This is a genomic window from Paenibacillus sp. IHBB 3054, assembly GCF_051594305.1.
GTDB lineage: Bacteria > Bacillota > Bacilli > Paenibacillales > Paenibacillaceae > Paenibacillus_AQ.
The window spans coordinates 117819-141783 of record NZ_JBOFBG010000018.1 but is presented as its reverse complement, the minus strand read 5'-3'; the positions used below and the strand labels follow the sequence as shown (position 1 = coordinate 141783).

Annotated in this window: 25 protein-coding genes and 2 pseudogenes; 17 read left to right on the top strand and 10 right to left on the bottom strand. The window is 46.0% G+C overall.

What is annotated here, in order from left to right; translation table 11 throughout:
* Positions 1-558: 558 nt before the first annotated feature.
* From ACQ76X_RS19910 to ACQ76X_RS19900, 3 genes are all read left to right on the top strand, one after another.
* Entirely contained in the window at positions 559-1140 is a 582-nt protein-coding gene (locus ACQ76X_RS19910; protein WP_438495586.1) for a hypothetical protein, read from the top strand.
* Between the two features lie 94 nt (positions 1141-1234).
* Positions 1235-1816, top strand: a complete 582-nt coding sequence (locus tag ACQ76X_RS19905; protein ID WP_438495585.1) for a hypothetical protein — start codon at positions 1235-1237, stop codon at positions 1814-1816.
* Positions 1817-1908: 92 nt separating this feature from the next.
* Positions 1909-2490, top strand: coding sequence for a hypothetical protein (locus tag ACQ76X_RS19900; protein WP_438495584.1), 582 nt, complete (start codon positions 1909-1911; stop codon positions 2488-2490).
* Between the two features lie 150 nt (positions 2491-2640).
* On the opposite strand, the gene ACQ76X_RS19895 is transcribed toward ACQ76X_RS19900, so the two are convergent.
* From ACQ76X_RS19895 to ACQ76X_RS19885, 3 genes are read right to left on the bottom strand one after another with little or no spacing between them, the layout of a single operon-like run.
* A complete protein-coding gene (locus ACQ76X_RS19895) occupies positions 2641-3282 on the bottom strand; it encodes an ABC-2 transporter permease (protein ID WP_438495583.1) in 642 nt (213 codons plus the stop codon).
* A 1-nt stretch (position 3283) separates the two neighbouring features.
* Positions 3284-4147: an ABC transporter ATP-binding protein gene (locus ACQ76X_RS19890; RefSeq protein WP_341092712.1), complete on the bottom strand. Its 864-nt coding sequence runs from the start codon at positions 4145-4147 to the stop codon at positions 3284-3286.
* Positions 4144-4524 (bottom strand): GntR family transcriptional regulator, encoded by a 381-nt coding sequence (locus ACQ76X_RS19885; RefSeq protein WP_438495582.1) that lies wholly within the window; start codon positions 4522-4524, stop codon positions 4144-4146. Before ACQ76X_RS19885 ends, ACQ76X_RS19890 begins: the two co-directional genes overlap by 4 nt.
* Before the next feature lie 256 nt (positions 4525-4780).
* Between ACQ76X_RS19885 and ACQ76X_RS19880 the strand changes: the two genes are divergently transcribed.
* Positions 4781-5140 (top strand): hypothetical protein, encoded by a 360-nt coding sequence (locus ACQ76X_RS19880; RefSeq protein ID WP_438495581.1) that lies wholly within the window; start codon positions 4781-4783, stop codon positions 5138-5140.
* Positions 5141-5477: 337 nt separating this feature from the next.
* On the opposite strand, the gene ACQ76X_RS19875 is transcribed toward ACQ76X_RS19880, so the two are convergent.
* The gene (locus ACQ76X_RS19875) at positions 5478-5942 is read right to left on the bottom strand and encodes a hypothetical protein (RefSeq protein ID WP_438495580.1); all 465 of its coding nucleotides are present in this window, start codon (positions 5940-5942) and stop codon (positions 5478-5480) included.
* A 238-nt stretch (positions 5943-6180) separates the two neighbouring features.
* Positions 6181-7263 carry a YiiG family protein gene (locus tag ACQ76X_RS19870; RefSeq protein ID WP_438495579.1) on the bottom strand — a complete coding sequence of 361 codons (1083 nt, stop codon included), beginning with the start codon at positions 7261-7263 and terminating at the stop codon, positions 6181-6183.
* A gap of 478 nt (positions 7264-7741) precedes the next feature.
* Here ACQ76X_RS19870 and ACQ76X_RS19865 point away from each other — a divergent pair, with 478 nt between their 5' ends.
* From ACQ76X_RS19865 to ACQ76X_RS19845, 5 genes are all read left to right on the top strand, one after another.
* On the top strand, positions 7742-8497 hold the full coding sequence (locus tag ACQ76X_RS19865) for an N-acetylmuramoyl-L-alanine amidase (protein ID WP_438495578.1): 756 nt from the start codon (positions 7742-7744) through the stop codon (positions 8495-8497).
* The gene (locus tag ACQ76X_RS19860; protein ID WP_438495577.1) at positions 8439-9500 is read left to right on the top strand and encodes a copper amine oxidase N-terminal domain-containing protein; all 1062 of its coding nucleotides are present in this window, start codon (positions 8439-8441) and stop codon (positions 9498-9500) included. Before ACQ76X_RS19865 ends, ACQ76X_RS19860 begins: the two co-directional genes overlap by 59 nt.
* A 481-nt stretch (positions 9501-9981) precedes the next feature.
* On the top strand, positions 9982-10644 hold the full coding sequence (locus ACQ76X_RS19855; RefSeq protein ID WP_438495576.1) for a DUF2625 family protein: 663 nt from the start codon (positions 9982-9984) through the stop codon (positions 10642-10644).
* Positions 10641-11189: a hypothetical protein gene (locus ACQ76X_RS19850; protein WP_438495575.1), complete on the top strand. Its 549-nt coding sequence runs from the start codon at positions 10641-10643 to the stop codon at positions 11187-11189. Before ACQ76X_RS19855 ends, ACQ76X_RS19850 begins: the two co-directional genes overlap by 4 nt.
* A 13-nt stretch (positions 11190-11202) precedes the next feature.
* Positions 11203-11499: a hypothetical protein gene (locus ACQ76X_RS19845; RefSeq protein ID WP_438495574.1), complete on the top strand. Its 297-nt coding sequence runs from the start codon at positions 11203-11205 to the stop codon at positions 11497-11499.
* A gap of 321 nt (positions 11500-11820) precedes the next feature.
* Here ACQ76X_RS19845 and ACQ76X_RS19840 read toward each other — a convergent pair whose 3' ends face one another.
* The 3 genes and pseudogenes from ACQ76X_RS19840 to ACQ76X_RS19830 form a co-directional block, all read right to left on the bottom strand.
* Complete coding sequence (locus tag ACQ76X_RS19840) at positions 11821-14094, bottom strand: DEAD/DEAH box helicase (protein ID WP_438495573.1); 2274 nt, start codon at positions 14092-14094, stop codon at positions 11821-11823.
* Between the two features lie 105 nt (positions 14095-14199).
* Positions 14200-14397 (bottom strand): annotated as a pseudogene (locus ACQ76X_RS19835) (helix-turn-helix transcriptional regulator).
* 585 nt (positions 14398-14982) lie between these two features.
* A complete protein-coding gene (locus tag ACQ76X_RS19830) occupies positions 14983-15846 on the bottom strand; it encodes a sulfurtransferase (protein ID WP_438495572.1) in 864 nt (287 codons plus the stop codon).
* Positions 15847-16090: 244 nt separating this feature from the next.
* Here ACQ76X_RS19830 and ACQ76X_RS19825 point away from each other — a divergent pair, with 244 nt between their 5' ends.
* A complete protein-coding gene (locus tag ACQ76X_RS19825; protein ID WP_438495571.1) occupies positions 16091-17050 on the top strand; it encodes a phosphotransferase in 960 nt (319 codons plus the stop codon).
* Positions 17051-17242: 192 nt separating this feature from the next.
* Here ACQ76X_RS19825 and ACQ76X_RS19820 read toward each other — a convergent pair whose 3' ends face one another.
* Positions 17243-17878, bottom strand: a complete 636-nt coding sequence (locus ACQ76X_RS19820) for a hypothetical protein (RefSeq protein WP_438495570.1) — start codon at positions 17876-17878, stop codon at positions 17243-17245.
* A 153-nt stretch (positions 17879-18031) separates the two neighbouring features.
* Between ACQ76X_RS19820 and ACQ76X_RS19815 the strand changes: the two are divergent.
* Together ACQ76X_RS19815 and ACQ76X_RS19810 are read left to right on the top strand one after the other, a co-directional pair.
* Positions 18032-18591 (top strand): annotated as a pseudogene (locus ACQ76X_RS19815) (AAA family ATPase).
* Positions 18592-18659: 68 nt separating this feature from the next.
* Positions 18660-19631 carry an alpha/beta fold hydrolase gene (locus ACQ76X_RS19810; protein WP_438495569.1) on the top strand — a complete coding sequence of 324 codons (972 nt, stop codon included), beginning with the start codon at positions 18660-18662 and terminating at the stop codon, positions 19629-19631.
* Between the two features lie 76 nt (positions 19632-19707).
* On the opposite strand, the gene ACQ76X_RS19805 is transcribed toward ACQ76X_RS19810, so the two are convergent.
* The gene (locus ACQ76X_RS19805; RefSeq protein ID WP_076109215.1) at positions 19708-20079 is read right to left on the bottom strand and encodes a hypothetical protein; all 372 of its coding nucleotides are present in this window, start codon (positions 20077-20079) and stop codon (positions 19708-19710) included.
* Between the two features lie 295 nt (positions 20080-20374).
* On the opposite strand from ACQ76X_RS19805, the gene ACQ76X_RS19800 reads away from it, so the two are divergent.
* Genes ACQ76X_RS19800 through ACQ76X_RS19780 form a run of 5 tightly spaced genes read left to right on the top strand, consistent with a single transcriptional unit; the run spans position 20375 to position 23899 of the window.
* Entirely contained in the window at positions 20375-21346 is a 972-nt protein-coding gene (locus tag ACQ76X_RS19800) for an ABC transporter ATP-binding protein (RefSeq protein WP_438495568.1), read from the top strand.
* Complete coding sequence (locus ACQ76X_RS19795; protein ID WP_438495567.1) at positions 21339-22085, top strand: ABC transporter permease; 747 nt, start codon at positions 21339-21341, stop codon at positions 22083-22085. Before ACQ76X_RS19800 ends, ACQ76X_RS19795 begins: the two co-directional genes overlap by 8 nt.
* A complete protein-coding gene (locus tag ACQ76X_RS19790) occupies positions 22085-22459 on the top strand; it encodes a GntR family transcriptional regulator (RefSeq protein ID WP_438495566.1) in 375 nt (124 codons plus the stop codon). Before ACQ76X_RS19795 ends, ACQ76X_RS19790 begins: the two co-directional genes overlap by 1 nt.
* Positions 22460-22472: 13 nt before the next feature.
* Complete coding sequence (locus ACQ76X_RS19785; protein ID WP_438495565.1) at positions 22473-23174, top strand: ABC transporter ATP-binding protein; 702 nt, start codon at positions 22473-22475, stop codon at positions 23172-23174.
* A complete protein-coding gene (locus ACQ76X_RS19780) occupies positions 23168-23899 on the top strand; it encodes a hypothetical protein (RefSeq protein WP_438495564.1) in 732 nt (243 codons plus the stop codon). The genes ACQ76X_RS19785 and ACQ76X_RS19780 overlap by 7 nt, the downstream gene beginning before the upstream one ends.
* The last annotated feature ends 66 nt before the right edge of the window (positions 23900-23965 follow it).

The window sequence follows — 23965 nt, the reverse complement described above, 5'->3', positions numbered from 1 at the left end:
ATGAACGTAAGGAACTGGAGGAATTGTTAAGAGCGAAGGATAAACAGATAGATTTTTATTTTCGTAAAGTGAATGAATTGATACAGACATCTGAAGATCAATTGGTGTGGGATATGCTGGATTCAGAAGAATACAAGGAGATTCTAGAAGAATACAATAAACAGTATGGTTTCATGTAGGAGGAAGATATTCCCAAAACTGAAACTCTTGGAGGATATCGATACAAGGTACGAGAAAGCATTACTGAGGGCTTTAATTTGTTACCTAAATATTATGGATGGACCAACGTCTTGATGAGTTTGGATACGAAAGAGTTTCGAGATCTGACCACCCTATACAATGAACATTTTGGTGAGGGTATTCCTACAGAGGAAATTTACGGAACGATGGTAGAGTTAATCGATATAGTGAATAGAAGTGTGAAAGAAGGTAGGGATTTGCTGCCAGAGTATTATCGATACTAAACGGCAGCATAAGTCCGTATTTCCGTGACGTCAGCTGGAGATACGGTTTTATTATTATTCTACAAGAGATTCGAAGAGTTGCTGGAGGGCGTACATGACTAAGAGGAAATGGATGTATTGTGGAATAATTGTGTTTATCGTCTTAATAACAAGCAGTAGTTGGTTATGGTATAGCCACTCCAGGCAGGAAGTTCGTTTATCTGGAGAAGCGGCTGAACGTAAGGAACTGGAGGAATCGTTAAGAGCGAAAGATAAACAGATCGGTTTTTATTTTCATAAGGTGAATGAATTGATACAGACATCTGAAGATCAATTAGTATGGGATATATTGGAATCGGAAGAATACAAAGCTGTTCTTGAGGAGTACATTAAGCATTACGGTATCATTGATGAGTATATTATTCCCAAGACTGAGACTTTGGGAGGGTTCAGGTATAAAGTCGAGGAGAGTATCGCTGAGGGGTATGATTTGTTACCCAAGTATTATGGCTGGACCGAAGCTTTGATGAATATGGCTACGAAAGAGTTTCGAGATCTGAATACCCTATACAAAGAACATTTTGGTGAGGGTATCCCTACCGAGGTGATCTACGGAACAATGGAAGAGTTAATCGATATAGTGAATAGAAGTGTGAAAGAAGGCAGGGATTTGCTGCCGGAGTATTATCGGTACTAAAAAGCAACATAAGACCGTATTTCCGTAACTTTAGCTGGAAATACGGTTTTATTATTATTCTGCAAGAGATTCGGAGAGTTACTGGAGGGCGTACATGACTAAGAGGAAATGGAAGTATTGTGGAATAATTGTGTTCATTGTATTAATTACAACCAGCGGTTGGTTATGGTATAGCCACTCCAGGCAGGAAGTTCGTTTATCTGGAGAAGCGGCTGAACGTAAGGAACTGGAGCAATCGCTAAGAGCGAAGGACAAACAGATAGATTTTTATTTTCGTAAAATAAATGAATTGATACATACGTCGAAAGATCAATTGGTGTGGGATATGCTGGATACGGAAGAATACAAGGAGATTCTAGAAGAATATAATAAACAGTACGGCTACATGGACGAGGACGGCATACCCAAAACTGAAACTCTTGGAGGATACCGATACAAGGTACGAGAAAGCATTGCTGAGGGTTATAATCTGTTACCCAAGTATTATGGCTGGACCAACGTCTTGATGAGTTTGGATACGAAAGAGTTTCGAGATCTGAATACCCTATACAAAGAACACTTTGGTGAGGGTATTCCTACAGAGGAAATCTACGGAACGATAGAAGAATTAATCGATATAGTGAATAAAAGTGTAAAAGAAGGCCGGAATTTACTGCCGGAGTATTATGGACTCTAAAAAGCAGGTAAGACCGTATTTCCGTAACTTTAGCTGGAAATACGGTTTTATTTTATTCTATAAGAGATTGAAAGAGTTGCTGGAGGGCGTACATGACTAAGAGGAAATGGATGTATTGTGAAGTAGTTGTGTTCATCGTCTTAATTACAACCAGCGGTTGGTTATGGTATAGCCACTCCAGGCAGGAAGTTCGTTTATCTGGGGAAGCGGCTGAACGTAAGGAACTGGAGGAATCGTTAAGAGCGAAGGATAAACAGATCGATTTTTATTTTCGTAAAGTGAATGAATTGATACAGACATCGGAAGACCAATTGGTATGGGATATGCTGGAATCAGAGGAATACAAGAATATTTTGAAAGAGTATAGTGAGCATTATGGTGTCTTAAGTGAATATAAAATCCCTAAGACAGAGACAATAGAAGGTCTGCGTTATAAGGTTAAGGAAAGTAGTAATTATGGCTATAATTTGTTACCCAAATATTATGGCTGGACCGAAGCTTTGAATAATATAGATACAAAAGAGTTTCGGTATTTAAACACCCTATACAATGAACATTTTGGTGATGCCATTCCTACCGAGGTGATCTTCGGAACGATGGAAGAGTTAATCGATATAGTGAATAGAAGTGTGAAAGAAGGCAGGGATTTGCTGCCGGAGTATTATCGGTACTAAAGCAGCTTAAGACCGTATTTCCGCGATTTTAGTTGAAGTGCGGTTTTATTTCCAGCACAACGGCCCGCGTCCTACGCGAGCTCGTTATGCCGATAAATATAATGGTTAAAAAACTTATAAAAATTCCAGCAAACAAGCTTATCGAAAGGATTAAAATTCCTTATTCCTATGTATCTGTATCGATAGGAGATAAGATGCCACAAACATTACAACCGCCACAATTAAAGAGGCAATTCCTACCTCGCTGCCATTAAAATTTACATTATCCCATACCATTCTTAGAAGAACCCACACCACAATTCGGATAACCACTGACAAGCCTGACGACACAAAAATCATCATCTCACTTTTCTCAACTCCGAATCTTAAAATAACCGGATATAAAATGGAAATTGTTGAAATAGAGAGTGACAGGCCCATAGTATACCCAGATGACAAATTCAAATAACTAGTAGTATCTAAATCTCTTAAATAGAATAGAACCGGAGTAAATAAGCTGATTGCAGTGCCCATTAATATCAACATGATAAATGAAATGTATTTGGCATTGATAATCGTTTTCCTTTTTATTGGCAAGGTAATTTCTATCCTACTCCATTTAGATGCTTCATCGATCTGCAGAGAAGAACCTACATTCACAGGGAAAACCATAATCTGTGCAGCAATGACCGCATTAAGTACAGACGTATCGCCTGCCACAAAAGAAACAAACAACAAACATAAAGCTATTCCAAAGGATGTCTTTATGTTGTTCTGCATGGAATAAAAATTGTTCAACAGTAACCCTTGCACGTTATTCCTCCCCCTTTACCAGGAGCAGCATAATTTCATCAATAGATACATTGTCAACAATAATACCGTCATATTTTCGCTCAAACTCTTTTTTATCTTTTACAAGAACGTCTGTTTGAAAATTCTTTACTCTGTACGCAAGTCTATCGGCTTTATCAATACGATTGAACTGATCTATTTTGCAGCGGGCCACTCCGTATCCATAAATCAAATCATCTTTCTTCGCAGTAAGGATAATTTTTCCTTGATGAATAAAGGTTATAAAATCAGCGATTTTTTCCAGGTCACTTGTGATATGGGAAGACATAAGGATTGAATGGCTTTCATCCTCCACGAACTCCAGAAAAACCTCCAAAATTTCTTCTCTGGTAATGGGGTCTAAACCGGAAGTTGCCTCATCTAGAATAAGTAACTTGGGATGATGTGATAATGCGACTGCAATAGCAAGCTTCATTGTCATTCCTCGTGAAAATTCCTTAATCTTTCTATCCATAGGAAGGTCAAACTTACTCGTGATATTTAAAAAGAAACCCTGATTCCATTGTTTGTAAATTCCGCCCATAACCTTTGCAAGTTTATTGGGTGTCACAACACCTGAAAAACTCGCCGCATCAAAGACAACTCCTATGTCTTCACGAATTCCTATGTCTTTGTCTGTCATAACCTGACCCAGAATTTTAATAGTTCCACTATCTTTTTTAACTGTGTTCAATATGGATTTAATGGTCGTTGTTTTTCCAGCTCCATTTTCACCAACAAACCCCATAATTGTTCCACAAGGAATAGAGAACGAAACATTATCTAAATGAAAATCAGAATTAGAATAGGTTTTAGTTAGTCCTGCTATTTCTAGACTATGATTCATTTTTTATCCTCCGCATAAAAGACAGTCAGTATTTCTACCATCTTTTCCAATTTAATTCCGCTCGTTCGGGCAATTTCAGCTGCAATAGTTAAGTGCTCTTCAATTTTCTTCTGTTGCTCTTCTTGAAAGACATCTTTATTGGGGGCAGATACGAAACTTCCACGTCCAACAGTTGTTTCAATGAATCCATCCCGCTGCAAATCTTCATACGCCTTTTGGACAGTAATGACACTGACTTGAATAGATTTTGCTAACGACCGCATGGAGGGAATAGGGTCTCCCGCTTGCAGTTCTCCACTCATAATCATTGTTTTTATTTGCGAGGTTATCTGTTCATAAATGGGCTTATTCCTATTACTGCTAATAATAATTTCCAAAAAAGTCCTCCTTTCCGCAAATAGTGTACTTATTGTACCAGTACAATATAACTGATCTGCTTGCTTTTGTAAATAATTCCTGTGTAGGAAGGTATAAGTTTTAGAGGCCCCGAAGTAAGTCCCCTTACTTCCAAAAGCTGTAGCTGATTAAATAATTAAACTATTTTCCTTGAAAATCTCAATTAATTAAGGGGATTAACCGATAAAAGGTTTTAGATTCTGATGAATCAACCTATACATACTTGGAGGAATCAGCATGCCTTACACGATGGAAGTAAATGTGCAAAAAAATCAAGTGGTAGTAAAAGCATTTGGTCTTACAGAAGAGGATGTTCCGTCCTACATTTCCGATTTTGAAAAAGCAATGAAGCAACTAAAACCAGGTTTCACTGGAGTGACTGATGTATCAGGCTCAACCTCTGTTCTTTCTCCTGAGGTTGCCGCTAAGCTTGCCCCCACAGGCGATATCGCTGTTGCAAATGGAGTAGGCGGATGGGTGTATGTGGCCAATTCTCCGGTTTGGAAAATGCAGATGAAGAGACTGTTCGGGCAATTTGCAGTACATTATCCAACCTTTGAAGAAGCGGATGCTTATCTGCAAAGCCTGTCTAACTAAGGCAAATAATTGATTATTTTTAGAGAAGGTCTTCCGGCCTTCTCTTTTTATGAAAAAGTGAATTTAAAAAACACAATATGAGGACGGCTGCTGGCCAAATTTACTGATTTATGGCCGACCTGTTTGCTATATCGGGTTGATGCTTGTAGGATAACGAAGCTAAGGCAGGAGGGGGCCTTGTGGGTTTTGGTGGCGAGTGAAGTCCGATCAGTCTCAATCAACTAGTGTAAGCTGCGTTGTGACGCAGAGCCTGAACGGCTCTGCCGTGCGGAATATCAGTGTGCGGCCGTGGAGTGTCTTCTGGCTGGATATGGCTAAAGAACACCGGTAGCCAATGTCACAGCTTGTAGGACTTGAGCTGCTGTTCAAAGACGGTATTGTAGTGGAAAGTTCGCGAATATGGGCCTTTTCTCAGTATATGGTAGAGTACACTCTGACCTTCCTCGTAGCGAACGGCATATTCGCATTCATCGTAGAAGTGCCTGGATAACTGCCGTATAGTCTCCCCTCTGTTCACGGTGCTCCAGCCAAACTGTATCATATCAAGTTGGTCCAACGGGTCTCGATAGGTATTCAGGACAATGCATTCCGAGGGTTGTTCCTGATTGCGGAATACCAGCATATCGCCAGTATGTACAGGATTGCTGAAGTAGTGTTCATGAATCTCCTCCACAGGCACGGCTATGCCAAGCTCATTCAAGACCGCCTGGAAATTCGGGTGTGTCACATATTTATCATCCCACTCATCGGGATAAAACACCAAATCGCTGATCGAAGCTGTAATCCAAAATTCAATATTCATTCTGTATGCCTCCGTACTCGAACTCAAGGGATAAATTACTTGGAGATCATTATAACACCAAACAGACAGGGGGATTAAAGGGTGAATGAGACAGAGAGAGCGAAAGCACAGCGAATGGAACAACTGTCCGTTCACGGAGTGTCTTCACTAAGGTCTAACGTTGACCCTACTAACAGAAGGGCTGATCCAAGTAGCCATTTCATGGCTTTTGGGTCAGCCCTGCATAGAGTAGCTTAGCTTACTGCAATTGGTTGTATTCTGCGATTAATTCACTTAAAGACTTGCTGAAATTCTCGGGTGTGCCTGACTGATTTTCGCGGAAGAAGGAGCTTTTCAAATAAAAATCTTCTACACGCTGCTTCTTGTTGACACGTTCGATAATTTCAGCACCTGAAACTTTGACTTTCTTGGCTGCATCAACATATCTTTCGAGCGAGTGACTGGAGAATCCTTCCGATACGACTCTTGTCTCGTCTGCCGCATATTCCATCAGCAGCTTGAGATCTTCTGTCAGAACAGCGTATTTCGCTTTGAATTTCGCCATATCCAGCTCCAGAATGTTGTCGGCCAGTATTTCCTGGTCACCCATCTCCGTTTCCAGGCCTTCCGCATCCAGTAAAAAGAGCATCACGGTGTAATTCAGATCCTGACCGTTATCCTTGTATTCTTGAAGGCTGTTTCTTGTGCGTTCATCCCCCATCTCGCCAAGCAGCGAGAAAAACTCGCTCGAAGCTTCTTCATAGGCAGCATCAGCCTTGAGAATTCGGGTATGCAGCGTCTTGCTTCCGGCAAACTGGTCATCGACATAGCCCTTAATCTCGTAATACTCGTGCGCTTCAGCCAGTGCGGCAAGCAGTTCTGTCAGGATTGGCTCCAGCAGGCTGACCTGGGCGTCCAGTTTCTCGAAGCTTGGCTTGTCGGCAGCAGCGGCGAACGCGGTCTGCATGGCCTTCTCACCGGAATCGGTGAAGGAGAGCATTGTGGCGCTGAAATACTTGTCAATCACCGGCTTGGCCTCATAACCGAACTCTTCAAAATAATCAATCAGCACATCCTGGAGCCGTCCCGTCATTGCGTTGTTCAGGTCTACATAGGCATTGTATTTGGCCAATTCCAGGGCTTCGAGTTCTAACTTGGCGGCTTCCTCGTCGATGGCCTCGGTGGGAGCAGGCGTTGAGCTTGAAGCTTGCCCGACTTCCATGGTTGCCTTGGAGGTGTTGCCATTCGCACCTGTTTCATGTTCGGACTTGCTCATTGAACAGGAAGTCATTAGGGTGCTAACAAGTACTAAAGATGCAATCAGTGTAACATGGGACTTCACGATTATTATCCTCCAAATCTCTCAAAACAGTTAATATTATGTATTAAACATAATATATTCTTCGGCTGCTAATCCCTGAAAGTGAATATTTTGAAAGAAATCTACTTTAGTGGTTCCGGCGATAGAGTCGGATTCGGGGAGAGAATAATTCTCATTTATTGAATTGAAGCACAGTTTATTTAATGGATATACGCATGATCAAGGATTTATCAAACGTCAGATTAGAAACCATTTTTCTTGTTCATAAGTAGTTTTGCCATAATTGAAAATTTACATTTATGCAGAATATGAAGGGATATTTTGTATGATGTCGAATTATGTATTACGGTATAACTATCAAATAATAATACCACTAAGTTTAGATTATAATGGGAGAATAAGGAAAGGAGGTACTAAGTCCCACCTGTTGCAGATGTTCCATTACGGAGTCAACAACTTATATAGTGGCGATCCTTGGCCTAACTGATAGGAGTTAATCATGCGCGTAAAATTGAATACAATCCTCTTAGCTATTATGATTTTATTAACGTCAGGCAGCCTTCCAAATAGAGCAGAGGCGAAAACAGCAAATGTAACATCATTAGCCAGTACAGTGGGAAAGACGGTTATCTGCATAGATGCGGGACACCAGAGTAAAGGTAATACCTCTAAAGAGCCCGTAGCGCCAGGAAGCAAAACGGTTAAACCAAAGGTGTCAAGCGGCACGAAGGGCATAGCTACTGGTACACCCGAATACAAACTCACCCTGGAAGTGGCATTGAAACTGGAGCAAGCACTTCAGAAAGATTACAAGGTGGTAATGATTCGCCGCACTAATAATGTGGATATATCAAACAGCGAGCGTGCCATTAGATGTAATCAGGCAGGAGCCGATATGACCCTTAGACTACACGCAGATGGGAGCGTTAATCGCGAGATTCAAGGCATGTCCTTTCTCTATCCTTCTACTGACATCCCATCTACGAAGAAGATTGCATCGCAAAGTTTGGAGATCACCAAGGTTCTGTCTAAAGCGGTGCTGAAAGAAACGCAGGCGGCATCGCGCGGATTAATTCCTAGGAGTGATCTTACCGGATTCAATTGGTCAACCGTACCGGTTGTGCTCATCGAAATGGGCTTCATGACGAATCGTAAAGAAGACATGAAGTTAAGTGAGGATGCATATCAGGACAAGATTGTTCAAGGAATTAAAAAAGGTCTGGATTCGTATTATAAAGTTGCGGCGAAGAAATAAACTCTATTTATTAATCCCCCGTCCATATTTGATGAACGGATTTCTTTCTGTCTTTTGCGGTTTACATAGAATATATATAAAGGGGAATACCAACATATTTAAGAAAATTACAATTAAATTATCAATTCTTTTAATGATGTTCATGTGTTTTGTAAGTGTGACAAGTGTAAATGCTGCAAGTAACGAAGTTACTGTGATGCTCGATGGTACGAATTTGCAATTTGATGTTCCGCCCCAAGTAATAAATAATCGTGTTATGATACCGATGCGAGTTATTTTTGAAGCATTGAATGCTACTGTTAAATGGGATGATGCTACACTATCGATTACAGCTTTATCTAAAAACGGTGATGTGGTTAAGCTCTCAATAGGAAATGAATATATTTATAAAAATGATATAAAAGTGACTATCGATTCCCCGCCAGTATCGATAAATGGGCGTACATTAGTGCCCGTTCGTGTTATCGCAGAGTCATTAGGCAGAGCCGTAAGTTATAGATCAGATTCGCGGACGGTTATTATTGAACCTGTTGACACATTAAAAGAAGACAACCTAATAGAAGACACATCAATAGATACTTCAGTAAATACTTCAATTAACACAACAATACCTGTACCTACAGAAGAGGCTGCTTATGAAAAAATGATTGCCCTAAAGGAACAATATCCTGAGGGAATGGCATGGACAAACGGTAATGTTTACGCGTGGAATGGTGGCATTTATAGTAGAGGTTATGGCTGTGTGGGGTTTGCTTTTATATTAAGTGATACTGCATTTGGTAACTTACCCGCTCGCAAGCATACGGATTTTAACAATATTCAAGTTGGAGATATTGTAAGGATAAATAATGATACCCATTCAGTGATTATTCTCAGCATAGATGACACAAATGTTACCCTTGCGGAAGGGAACTATAATTCATCTATTCACTGGGGACGTATGTTTACTTTGGAACATATAAAAGCTGTAGGCGATTATATTATCACAAGATACCCTGAGTAAAAATAAGGGCCGGCTCCCGTAAAGGGGCCGGCTTTTCATCATCACGCGTGTGTATTACGTTGAATGGTTGTACCAACCTACAATCAAAGCGGGATATAGGTTTCTCCCATATTAACGAGTCGGACTAAGCGGTTCCTATCAAGTTTTTTCATCGACAAAAGCGGTAGTACTTGAAGGCGAAAAATTTAATATCAGAGTTGTTAATTTCCAGGCGCCTCTTGGTCTAAAGGGTACGCTGGAGGATAAATATACACTGGATGAGGAAATCAACGGGAAGGGCACAACCGGACGCTTTATGATGTGATTCAATATGTAAGTAAACAACAAGTAACCGTACACTAACTGATTAGAGAGTCAAAACTATGGGATATCCAATAGGAATTATTATTGTGTTTGATTTGGGTATATATTGGTAGAAGTACATATAGCCGCATTATTGTGCGATCACGAGATACTTTATAAATGAGAGAGGCGGAAGAATATGCACTCATTATCTGTAGCAGAATTGGTGGATTTGGAGAATCATGCTTGGGAAGAAGTCAGAGAGCTGCTGAGTCAAGGTACTCGTACCTATCGGCTGACAGCAGCGGAACCGGAAACGGCAGCACAGACGCTCGTTCGCTTACAGGTGAGCACCAAGTCTTATCTGGGAGCGATTGCTTACGAGACCGGAGGGATCGTTTTTGAGCATGGCTGGATTACACTTCTTGGCGCTGGCGGCGAAGGCATCTATGGGAGTCTTACTTCCTGGAATGGTCTTGCAGCCTCACAAGATATTCCTGCATTGCCCGGCCTGCTGATTGTGGCCTATGATGCTGCAGGCGGCTTTTTTGGACTCGATGTGGGACGGTTCGGGCAGAGCGGGCATGTATATTACTTTGCCCCGGATACGCTGGAATGGGAGTCGACCCAATTGGCCTATTCCGGGTTCATCGGCTGGCTGGCGGAAGGGGATCTTGATCTGTTCTATGAGACATTCCGTTGGGAAGGATGGGAAGAGGCGGCCCTGAAGCTCCAGCCTGGTCAGGTCTTTGGCTATTATCCGCCGCTGTGTGCTAAAGAAGGCAGCGGCCAATTTAGCCGCAAAGCGCCAATTCCTATACTGGAGGCTTGGCAAGAGGCGAGGAGTGAAGGCAAAGCGTGAGCAAGAGTAAAGCAGGAAAAACAGGCAGAGCAGTGCTTAAGATCGTAAGTATTGCCGAAAAACCGCTCGAGCAAATTCCTTATGTCAGTGCTGCGGCGGGCGGCCAAGGGATCTCAAATGAATGGCTTCCTGTATATTGGGGAGAAATTCTGGGACTCCCTCAGGATGTGGATGCGCTGATAGTGGCATCGGATCTTCAAGGTATGGCCATTCATAGCACAACCGGTGAATATGGCGACTCGCTGCTGGGTGAGGTACTTCCTGAATCGCTGGAGGTTTTGCTTCAAATTTACATGCCGGCCATCGATCCCGAGAAGGTGCTGGTCTGTTTATGCGGTGATTTATACGGTGATCCCGCCAAAAGAGGATCAAGCGGTGACCCGCTTCCGGTATGGAAGGCATTCCGCAACAAGTTCAGCACGGTGCTGGGCGTTAACGGCAACATGATTTGCTGTCTCGGGAAGGGCAAGCCGAGCTTGCGTCTCATACAGGAATTCATATGTTCTCTGAACCTGATATTATGTGGCAGAAGGGGCTACATATAGCAGGCTTGGAGGTGTGACCGGAAGAGGGGATAAACCGAACCGGAAGCCTGAAGGTGAATATCTGGAAGCGCTGCGGAATCTGCTGCATCGTGGCCCGGATGTGCTTCTGCTGCACCAAGGCCCCGAGGTTCCCGAAGCCCGGCTTCCGGGCCATTCAGGCATCCGTGAACAACTGGAAGCCGGGCCCGAACTCTTATTATTTTGCGGGCATGTCCATTGGGACCAGCCCCTGGCGGAGCTTGATAATGGCACACGGATTCTAAACACGGACGGAAGGGTACTGCTGTTCACCGCTGCGAGTCTGCAATGAATGGATAACTGCTGAGACAATGCCGGTTGCTGCGATTCATATCTATGAAGGGAACAGGCAGGCAATTCAAACAATAGTTCGTAATTATTGAATACATCGCCAAGCGGCTTATACGCACCAGCGATGTGTTTTTTGTGCCCCGAAGTCAACACGGAGTCAGCTTCGCTTCGGAAAACATTTTCGGTGTAGGATGTATCGAGCGTTCACTCGTAGCCAGCCATATCGACCTGCTTCCAAATCTTCTGGGAATAGCTCAGATCAGCCGTTCTTTCGTACAGCAAATGGGCGGCAACGGGTCATCCTTGAAAAAGCTACGCTGCATCAATATTTTGACAGTCTGAACATCGGCCTCATAATCATGCGAATCCAATAAGCAAATACAGTCGTTCCGGTCCATGAGCTGCGCTTATTCTGTAGGTATTGATCGTTGATAATATAAGTCCGGGTGGAAGCAGGGCTCTTCAGACCGAACTTTTCCCACTCAGCCGGGTCATTCGAACCTCCGAGCCTTTCAAGCATATTCTCCGACGCGCTATTTATTTTAGAAGGAATTTGCTCGTAGGCTTCGGTGATTTGCGCATGAAATTCGTCGATCGGATTGCGGCTGGCAAGGCTCTCCAAGTGAATGCCTTCGCGAAGGTAAGAAACGTATGCTAGATGGTCGGCCCAGAACTCGTCGATATAAAAAAGCCGTACCCTCTGCTCCGCTGGGCTCAACGGCTGCTCGCCTTTCAAAATTCGGAGCCGCTCCGCGTATAAAATTCGCCTCTGATCCTCCACCATATCCGAATAACAGTTCAGTTCCTTGTGGATATCGAAGTTTTGGCCCATAACAATACGCTGAATACTGGTGATCTTACTGCTGAGCACCGGTGCTTCAAGAGCCTCATCCTGCCTGGGAGCGCGAACCGCTTTATGGATGCCGAAGCGAAGCAGCAACTCGTCCTCCAAGCTTACATAAAAAACGGAAGCTCCCGGGTCGCCTTGGCGGCCGGAACGCCCGCGTAACTGGTCGTCGATCCGCACGCTTTCGTTCACATGGGTGCCAATCACGTACAACCCGCCAAGCTTGGCGACTACCTCTGCTTGCGTGGGGCCGCCGCCGAGCCGGATGTCGACGCCGCGTCCCGCCATATTTGTAGACACCGTCACTGCGCCGGGTTCTCCCGCTTTGGCGATGATGTCGGCTTCTTCCGCGTCGTTTTTCGCATTCAGAACATGACATGGTACGCCGGCAGCCGCTAGCGCCTCTGCCAGCATGGCAGACTCTTCGACGCTTGACGTACCAATGAGAATTGGACGTCCCGTCCTATGGACGGATGAGATTTCTTGTACGAGTGCCTTAAGCTTGGCTTCTTTATGGGTATAAATCCGGTGCCGATGGTCGATCCGGATGTTTGGCTGGTTCGGCGGGATTTGCACGACCTGCAGCGCATAAATATCTTCGAAGTCCATTGCGGAAGCATGCGCGGTAGCCGTCATTCCGCAAATCTGCGGATACAGGCTGATGAAGTGTTGAATGGTGATCGTCCCGAGAATTTTCCCGCCGGCCATGGAGTACAGCCCTTCTTTGGCCGTAAGCGCGGCTTGCAGCCCGTCCGGCAAATACCGGTTCTCCGCCACGCGGCCGGTATATTCTTCGATCAGCTCGATTTTGCTGTCCCGGACGATGTAATTGACGTCTTTCTTTAATAACGATTCCACATGCAGCGCGCAATTTAATGACGTCAGCAAGTGACTGTTATGGCTATCGTACAAATTGCCGCATCCCAGCAGCGATTCCGCTTTCGCAGCGCCTGCTTCATTTAAGTAAACGTTCCGCTGGAACTCGTCGAAGTCGTAATGCTCTGCTTGCTTGAGCTGCCGAGCCACTTCTGCGAAACGAAAGCCGTCGCTCCTGGAAGAGGCCGAATCGCCGCTGATGACTAGCGGCACCCGCGCTTCGTCGAGAAGCAGCGAATCCGCTTCGTCGACGATGACGTAATGGAAAGGACGATGCACGGTATCGGCTTCGCTTAGTGCGATTGTGTCGCGCAAGTAATCGAATCCCGCTTCTTTGGCCGTAACATAGGTTATATCCTTGGCGTATGCTTCCCGTTTCTCGGACAGGCTCATGCCCGCTTGAACCGAGTTTACCGTTAACCCGAGGAAACGATAGATCGGGCCCATCCACTCCGCATCCCGCTTGGCCAAATAATCGTTAAAAGTCAGCACATGAAGGCCTTTGCCGGTCAGTGCATTTAGATATGCAGGCATAACAGCAGAGAGTGTTTTTCCTTCACCGGTATGCTGCTCGATCAGAAATCTCTCATGTAGAGCTATGGCAGCCATGATCTGGACATCGTAAGGCTGTAATCCGAGCGTTCTCTTCGCTGCCTCACAAACTAGCGCATAGGCATCGACAAGCAACTCGTCCAAAGGCGTACCCGATTTTGCTTCTTCTTGCAGCCGGAGGGATTCCGCTTGAAACTGCCCATCGTCCCAGGCTTCCAGATTCCGTTTCCTGATGAGCTCCGCTTTGCCCTGATAAACTTTCAGCTTATTTTGGTTATCGAGGTCTTTGAATTTTTGCATCAACTTGACGGCTATATTCATATTAATTTGATCTCCCCTCGGTAGAAATACGCTTATTTTTGAACAATATTTGCGATGATGCTGGGAAACAATGGGGTTGAAAGAAATGGCGAACGCATAATCCGTTTAACATCTTATATAAAAAACTTCTTCGACGGGTAACTTGAAAGCTGCGGCAATTTTAAGAGCGAGCGTAATCGAAGGGGAGTAATCTCCTTTCTCGATTAACCCTACTGTCTGGCGAGTGGCTCAATTGGCATCCGCTAGGTCATGCTGCGACCATCTGAAGCGTGCCCTCAGTTCGCGAACGTTGTTAACAAGCACACGAGAGTTCCTTTCCAGTTATTGGTTGGGAGTGATTGTAACTTATGTATTGTAAAATGTAAACACTATATTGCATTTTGGAAGCCATCTTAGTCATTTAAAAGCAAAAAGAAGACGGCAACACGTTAAATTCGTCACTATAATGATCGGGCAGCTTTTTGCAACGCTGAACGACTACAAAAGCCACTACCGCTATCTGCAACGCGGCTGGCCGAACAGTACCCGACACTTAAGCTGGAGCAACTGACCGCCCTGCGGGCTCGCTTAGCCTTACGCTTGGAAGCTTCGGAACGTAAGACTGCGTAAGCTTCTTTAAAATAGCGCTGAGGAGAAAACGAAGCGAAGTGTTCCAAGGGCGGTCAAGCTCCCGAGAGCTAGCTTGTGGATGGCCAAACAAAGCCCCCAAGCGTTCAATCAACTTGACCCGACAGCCTAGCCATGGCTGGTTACGGGCCGCTTGCAACTGCTTTCGCCTTGTTCTAGTTTGCAGGTTGTTGACAGAAAAGCCCAAAGAGGGCTGCAACAGTCTGCCTCCCGGCAACCTGTCACAGCCCCAAGCCCACGTCCAACGCGGCCTTTCGGTTCTTATACTTCTCCCGTCGCCACCGGATTCTCCTCATACGAAATCCAGTCACTCCAACTCCCCGCATACAACTTAACATTCCTATAGCCGGCCTTTTCCAGCGCCAGTACATTTGGGCAGGCGGTGACACCGGATCCGCAGTAGACGATGATCTCGGCGTCTTTGTCCAGCTCGGAGAAATGCTCCTGCAACTCCTCGGCACTTTTGTAGCTTCCATCAGCATTCTGCGTATCTTTCCAGAAGAAGTTGAACGCACCAGGGATATGTCCGGCTTTCTTGTCCAAGGTTTCTTCCAAACCCAGAAAGCGTTCGCGGGCGCGAGAATCGATCAGGACCGGAGAGAGGCCAGTCGCAGAAGCTGAAGGCTCCATATTAGCAGATACCTGGTGTACCTTGTCCACGTCAACCAGCATCTGCAGCTGCACATTTGCCTGGAACGAGCTTGGCACCCGCACCGGCTGATGCTCCGTTACAGGGAATTTCTCTGCCTTCCATGCGCTGAAGCCGCCTTCCAGAATGAATACCTGTTCATGCCCCAGGTAACGCAGCAGCCACCAGAGCCGCGCAGCATTCATGCCACTTTCGTCATCATAGGCGACAATGCGTGAATCATTTCCGATTCCCAGCTTCGAGAGGCGTGCAGAAAGTACCTGCGGGTCGGGGAGGGGGTGGCGTCCGCCATGTTCTCCCACAGGGCTTGACAGATCCAGCTCCAAATCGAGATAGACCGCACCCGGAATATGCTCTTGTTCATAGTTTTCCCGGCCAGCCTTAGGTTTACCGAGCGTAAACCGGCAGTCCACTATGGTCTGCTCCGGCTCATAGAGCCTTGCCAGCAGCCATCGTTTGGAAACAGTTGCATCCATAAGTATCCCATCCTTTGCGTATATCAATATGAAATTTATTATAGCGGAAAAACCGGGTGTTCGCTGGAAGTAGTTATTTTAGTTGTTTTGGCGATTTGACACAGCCAGTTACTGATTTTACAATTGCCTTTGAATTGGTGAATATTTTTCACTTTATGGTAGACTCGCTACAATACAATTAAGAGAGGGGCATAAGCCTACGGATACTATTGTAAGCCAAGTTTGGCCGGAGTGGAGTGGAACCTTGAGGAAGCGGAGCGGGGGCTGGAATAATACAACCTATTTTGTAGAAAATAGCACTCGCCGCGCCGTGCTGCGAATCTATGATACACATAAAGATAGAGAGAAAATCGAATTCGAGCATGCTGTTCTGCAAAAGCTGGGGATGTTATCTTTACCCTTCAAAGTGCCTGTTCCCATCGCGACACCGGCCGGAGAAACTTTGGTTCAGCTGGAGGACAGGGCTGGTAAATTTAGCTGCTTGTTCGAATACATAGACGGAGATTCGCCCACTGAGCAGGAGTCTGGCTATTTCGAATCCTTCGGGGAGGTGGCAGGTACATTGTCCGTAGTGCTGGCAGAGATAAGTCCCGGACTTGCTCCGGTCTACCGGCCTTATTATGAGCTGCGGCAGGCTTATCCGCTATGTACCGGAGAAGTAATCCGTGAGCTGTGTCTACAACCGCCAGTCCCCTTTACTGAACTTGCTAAAGGATTGGAGATCCTTTACAACGCTTATGAAAATATCGCGGATTCGCTGGCTGAACTTAAGGGGTTGCCGCATCAGCTGGTGCATGGAGATTTGAATGCTTCCAATCTGCTGGTGGAGACAAGCGATCACCGGCAAGTAGCTGCGCTGCTTGATTTTGAATTTTGCACCTTTGATGTGAGGGCGATGGAGCCTGCGGTAATTCTGTCGGGGCTATTGGGTCATGCGGAGGAAAGAGCGGCGGTCCGGGATTTTTGCCGGGGTTTCAGCACCAGGGTCCGTCTTACCGAAGCCGAAATCAAGGCCCTTCCGGTGCTGATGCTGCTTAGAAAAGTTGATGTGTTCCTACACTTTGTCACCCGCTATCTGGAGGGCACCGATGAAGCACATGTGCTTCATGAACAAGTGAAACAGTTATCCGGAGAGGTAAACCAGCTGTCAGTTGGAGCTGCACAAATTCAAGGATTTCTGCTGGAAGTGCAAGGCGGAGCTTGATGCAGCTGTCTCCCGGTATGATCATGGGTCTGAGCTCCACAGCCAGCCCCCCGGTTAAGCGCATTATCTTAATCGTCCAGCTTCAACTGTAAGTATCATTTTTAGTGTGGAATATTGTGGTAATCATCTCCTGTCGGTTCGGCATTCAGCCAGTCACGTTCACTACCGCATAGCGGAGATGACCATATAGAATTACTGCCAGCCTTCCGCTGTAGGGAAGTTGACGATTTTTCTGGAAGACGGAAGGTAACGTAAGGCAGTTACTTCGGACTCGTGGGCCAGAATCAGGCTGTTCATATAGCCGTTAACATGAAAAGTCCCTTGGTCCGAGGTTGTAACAATGAGCGTACAGCTGCTGCTGGTTCTCGTGCCACAGCTTTTATAGCTGTCCGTTATTTGCGTAGTGTGTTCGGCCAGGGTACCCTTGCTCCAGTAATGAAACAAGTCGATGGTTTGCTGCGGCGTTTGAAATACCAGTACAAGTACCAGCAGGATGGCCGCAGGCCAATTCAGAAAACTGAAATAATAGAAAAACCGGTATCCGCCTTTGAATTTATCCTTGGCTCTAATGGTAATGCCATATAGCTTGAAAGTAAGGAACAAATCTGCCGTCCACAGCACGGCAGATTGAGCGGTTTTGTCTGCAAGCAGTCCCTGCTGGACTCCAAGCCCCAAGCCATGTATGTAATTCTGATCCGCATACAACAGGAAAAACAATGCCAGACCTAAAACAACCAGCAGCCAAAAGTATCTCTGGAAGAAGGAACGGGGCGGCTTCGGCTGGGTTGGTTTAGTGTGTAGTTGGACTTTTGATTTGTGGGATGCCATGCTTTTCTCCTTCGGCAGTTGGTTTCTAGTTTGTTTACCCTTTTTTACCAAGGATGTAACCAGTCACTCTTTTTGTTCGTAAGCATAGTTAAATCTATGAATGGGTTCGCTGTATTTGCTAATTGAATATTTTGGAGAAATGGAGTTGCATGGATGAAAAGGTTAGTGATCATTACCGTCGGTAAAACACATAGCGGGAAAACTACATTTGCAAAAAAATTAGAACAGCACTTACACAACTCAGTTGTGATTGACCGGGATGACCATGCTGAATTTATCAACACCCATTACAAAAGCTTGCTGCCTAAACAAGGAGCCAATACCTTCAAAAACGCCATCTCTCGGACAATTGTAGATTATGCTGTTAATGAGTCAAATTCACATCTTATTTTATGTAACGCCAATCGTGGTCGCAATGGCCGTTTGGAGATGCTCGAACGTTTTCATCACAAAGGTTTTGTCAGCATACTTGTTCATTTTGAAATCCCCGATGATATTCTTCATTCTCGTATTTGCACTAGTCAGCGCAGTACAACCATTTTCAGAAGTGCGTCTAATTTTGAAGAAGTGCTTAGCCGGCAGCAAGCAGAGTCTCATCAAGGCATGTGGTGGCACCAGCAGCAGGCGAAGCAGATCATCTATTTGTAATTAAGGATAGCGATGAAGTTCAGTCCATCATTCAAAAAATTACGAATATCGCTCAAGGCTTATGAGTGAGAAACGTCTGAATATATCGTTGTCGAGGTGAAGAGCAGCTTCTAACATGGAATTGGAGGAGTGTATGTTAAAAAGAAGAGGTGCGAAAATTACACTCTGCCTGCTGGCTGCACTGATTGTATTGGCCGGGTTAGGAGCCGCATATCAATGGTATGGTTCCACACAGGACAGGAAGAATTATTCACCCGCCGGAGACCTATATCAGGTAAAAGGAGGTAAAATGCACCTATATACTGAGGGTGCGGGATCAACGACTGTGGTGTTTGCAGCCGGGTGGGGAACGGCAAATCCTTACGCCGATTTTTCTCCATTGTACGAGGGGCTGAGGCAGCATGCGAAAATTGCGGTCTATGACCGCTTTGGTTACGGATATAGTGACTTAACCGGCAGAAAGCGGGATATTGACTCCATCACCGGCGAAGTTCACGAGCTGCTGCAAGTTTCCGGCCAGAAGCCGCCTTATCTATTTGTCGGCCATTCGCTAGGCGCACTGGAAACCATCCGTTATGCCCAGCGGTACCCTGAAGAGGTGAAAGGGATTCTGCTGATTGACGGTGGGAGTCCTGAATACTATGAGTCCAGTCCGGAGCTTAAACTAGTGTCCGGAATATACAAGGGGCTTCGGGCGACCGGTATATTGCGGGCATTATATCATGTGAATGGATTCGCAGAATGGGTAGCGAGTGACAGCAATGGGGATAAGCTGCTGCCTGAGAAGCTGAAGGAAATAAACCGCAAAGCGGTACTGCTGCTGGCGGGCAACCGGAATATGACCGATGAAATTCGCCAGAGTCAAGAGAATGCCCGCGTTGTGCTGGCTGGCAGCAAACCGCTTCCGATTCCTGTCACTGTCTTGACTGCAGACTATTTCGGCAAGCTTGACGATGATGCCTCCTGGATGGACAGCCAAGTAGTTCTTCCTGCATGGTCCGTCAAGGGCAAACAAATCATCGTGCCTGACAGCTCCCATTACATTCACAGCTATCAGCCTGAGCGGGTTGTTGAAGAACTGCTGCAATTAATTGAAGGGGAATAAGCAGATTCGTGTAAAAGAGGGTACACCTTGCCGGGAGGCGGGGTGTACCCTCTTTTATAGCGGCGGCCCATAAACTCTAGATCAGACGATATCCGGCAGGCAGCTCTCCGCTGTCGCGGATATTGCGGATTTGCGCTAACGTCAGCCTTTGATTGGTGGAGATGATTGATTCCACGTCGTTGCCGTTGATGTAATCATCCAGATCTCGGATGCTGTGATTTCCACGCAGTACACGGAAAATGCCTCTAAAGCGGGTTCTGCTGAACAATACAAGCGTAGCATTGCTGCTGGTGGAGAAGAAGCGCAGACTTTCGATCCCGTCGAGAATGTTGTCTGTATTACGGATCCCGAGATTGCCGGTATAAATTCTGCTCCGTCCCCTGTAGTTCTCTTCTGAGTATACGGTGAGCCGCGGGTAAGTTTGGGAAATATGAACCTCTCGTTTCATTTTCATTCCTCCTAAAAGTTTTGTGAGCATCGCTTCCATAATCTTTAGCTACTAATCTGACTTCGGAAGCATGGGTTTAAGTTCTGTGATATCAGCATGTGTTGAAGCTCATTCCACTACTATTCTATGTTTGCTTGAGAGGAAGTCTTGGACGAGGAACTATGGGACCGCCTTTTATTGACACCCAATTCCTAAAAAATGGCTTTACATCACATTGATACTAGTGTACTATGTAACTAACACACCGATACAGTATTTGTTTCTCCAATATTTTCACTTTTTCAGGGAGGTTGCTATGAAACAGTCAATGAATACAAAGGGACTTGCAACACAAGGGAAAGATTCCATTGTGCTGCAGATGAACCAGGTGAGTAAGGTGATCAAAGGAAAGGCGATAGTGGATCAGCTGTCTTTTGACATCCGCAAAGGAGAAATTGTCGGGCTGCTCGGACCGAACGGTGCCGGAAAGACAACAACGATCCGCATGATGACCGGCTTGATCAAGATGAGCGAAGGGGATGTGCTGGTTCAAGGACATAGCATTCGTAATGATTTCAACCGGGCAATAGCCCATATTGGAGCGATTATCGAGAACCCTGAGTTTTATCCGCATATGACCGGGCTGGATAATCTGAAGCAGTATGTACGGATGAGTGATGATGTTCCGGAAACGCGGATTGAAGAGGTTGTGCAATTGGTTGGGCTGCAGGAAGCGATGAGCAAGAAGGTAAAGGCTTATTCACTTGGAATGCGGCAGCGGCTCGGTATCGCCCAGGCACTGCTCCATTCACCGAAGCTGCTGATTCTGGATGAGCCGACGAATGGCCTGGACCCTGCGGGAATACGCGAAATGCGTGATTATATGCGGACAATCGCTGAAGTTGAAGGGATATCCATTCTCATTTCCAGCCACATGCTGGCGGAGATTGAACAAATTTGCCATCGGGCCGTTGTCATTCAGAACGGGAAGCTGGTGACGGTAACCAAACTGGGTGCCGGGGAAGAGAAGGAAGGAGAAGTGTCACTCACTGTCCGGGTAGGCGGGATGGAAGCCGCACAACGAGTTATACAAGAGCTGCAGGGAGTGGGGCTGGGCAGCGTGGATGAGGCCCGTTCTGAACTAAACATACGGCTGCAGGACATTAGAGTGCCTGAACTCGTTGAGGCATTGGGAAGAGCCAATGTCGGCGTATACCGGATTACGGAGAACAAACAAAGCCTTGAGGAAGATTTCTTGAAATGGACGGGGGGCAACCGCATTGCGTAAATTTAATTATCTGGTGCTGAATGAATGGCTGAAGCTGTCGAAGAAACGTTCTTTTTTCGTGCCGCATGTACTGCTGATTCTGCTGCCACTTCTGTTAGGCTATATGATCAAAGCTTTTTCCGAAGAGTCATTCGCCTCTGCTTCCGAGTTTACGGCGGTGATGCTGCAGCCAACCGGAATAGGCCAGGTCGTCGCTATACTCGCCATCATTGGAACAGCGGGGATTGTATCCAAGGAGTATAGCCAAGGAACGATCAAGTTTCTGCTTATCCGCGCACGCAGCCGTATGGCTATTCTAGCCTCCAAGTATGTAACGGTACTGCTGTTCGCGCTGAGTCTGACCGCAGTTGCCGCCGTGGCTGTCTATCTCTCGGGTGCCATTTGGTTTGACGTTGGCGGGGGAGAAGCGGGAATAAGAGATATACTACTTTCGCTGCTGTACGGCTGCGTGTACACGGTCGTATATGTAACGCTGGCGTTTATGATCGGGGTGCTGACGACCTCCACAGGAGTGACCATCGGGATTACGATGTTTGCGCTGACCTTGGATAAAGTAGTTATTTACCGTGATTTTTACAAATACTTTCTGTTTCCGAATATAAATCTTAGTGTCTACCACAACAACGCAGCGCCGTTGCCGGGAATGACTCTTGGCTTTTCCATTGTTATGCTGGCGGTCTATCTGATTGCGTTTCTGCTGGCGGGGTTTGTGGTGTTCAGACGAAGGGACGTTGCTTGATGACCATTGAATTTGACAACAACCAGCCCATATATATTCAGATCATGAATTATATCAAAGGCGAGATTATCACAGGCAAGCTGAAACCCGGCGATAAAATCCCCTCGGTGCGGGAACTGGCCGCAGAATTGCAGATAAATCCAAACACGGTGCAAAGAACCTTTCAAGAATTGGAGCGTGAAGAGATTGTGGAAACACGGCGGGGTATGGGCAGATATGTTACGGGGAGGGAAGAGACCATTATGACCATTAAAAAAGAGATGGCCAAGGATGTCTTGGACCGGTTTATCCGCGGCATGGAGGAGCTGGGTTTCCAGGGAGAAGAGATCTTGACGGTCGTGGCGGAGAATATTGCACAAAGGAATAGTAAATAGGGGGATTGCCAGGGTGGACAGTATACTTCAAGTACATCAGGTTACTAAAAAATACGGCTCAAAACAGGCGCTGCGCGGGGTTTCTTTTGAACTCGGTGCAGGCAGAATCACCGGACTGCTCGGCAGCAACGGCAGCGGGAAAAGTACACTCATGAAGCTGATTGCCGGGCTGGCACAGCCAACCTCAGGCAGTGTGTCTGTGCTCGGTGTTCCGGTAGGGAAACAAAGCAAAGCATTGGTTTCGTTTATGCCGGACCGGCCCCTGACAGACCCTTGGATGAGTGTGGGAGATGCGATGAAATTTCAGCGCGACTTCTATCCGGATTTTGACCCGGTCAAAGCCAAACGTATGCTGGAGTTTATGAAGCTTAGTGAACGGGATAGGGTGCAGACGCTCTCCAAAGGGATGAACGAACGGCTGCAGCTGACCATGGTCCTCTCGCGGCGGGCGAGTTTATACATGCTGGATGAACCTATTGGCGGAGTGGACCCAGTGGCGCGGACGAAAATTCTCAATGCGCTGATGGAATTTTACGAGGAAGACAGCAGTATTTTGCTCTCGACGCATCTGGTAACAGACATCGAACGGATCTTTGACGAAGTTATTTTTATAAAAGAAGGAGAAATCGTCCTGCAAAGTGATGTGGAGGAGTTAAGGCTGCAACGGGGAAAAAGCATTGACGAGCTGTTCAGAGAGGTGTATGCAGAATGCTGAAGCTGATAAAATACGATTTTAGACGCAGCCGTGACCGGATTCTTGCGTACTTTGTAATCGCAATTCTGGTGCATGCCGCCACATGGTATTGGAACAGAAACATGGGGGTTCAATTGGTCGCAATCAATCTGACCACGTATGTCGTAGTGGGGATCAGCCTCCTGCTCACTAGCGCGATTACCTATGGCCGCAATTTGAAATCCTATCACCGCCGGCTTCTGCCAGTGAGTTCTCTGTATACCATCTTGTCACCGCTGCTGCTCTGCTGGGCGCTGCTATTATCCGTTGTTATCATCGCAATCCTGCATCTTGGGATCTATATTCTCGTATATTCGGCGGATTTCCTCCCGGGAAACCTCTGGCCGGTTGCCCTAAACTGCATGCTGCAGCTTATCTGGTTTTCCGGTTTAACGCTGATCTCCATTATGTTTGCCATCACGGTGGCCAATAGTCTGCGGGTCAGAGGGAAAATATGGATCATCATCGCTGTATTGGTAGTATTCCAGAACGGAATGTCTTATCTTGAACAGCTGATGTTTAATAGTTCTCTCGCGAGTGTGGAGAGCATGTTCGAGTTTGATGTTCTTGATGTGGACTCGGTTCGCAGCGGGATTACATTCTCCTATCCAGATCTTAATTACTGGCCTATGTTATTTGAAGCGGCAGTTGCAGTTATTCTAATCTATGCGATGAACGTGCTGTTGAAGAAAAGGGTGGAGGCTTAAAACGCTGCTCCATTTGTGAGGGAGGCTGGGGATACTAACTACTCATGCAGCGTTTGCTGCCGAACA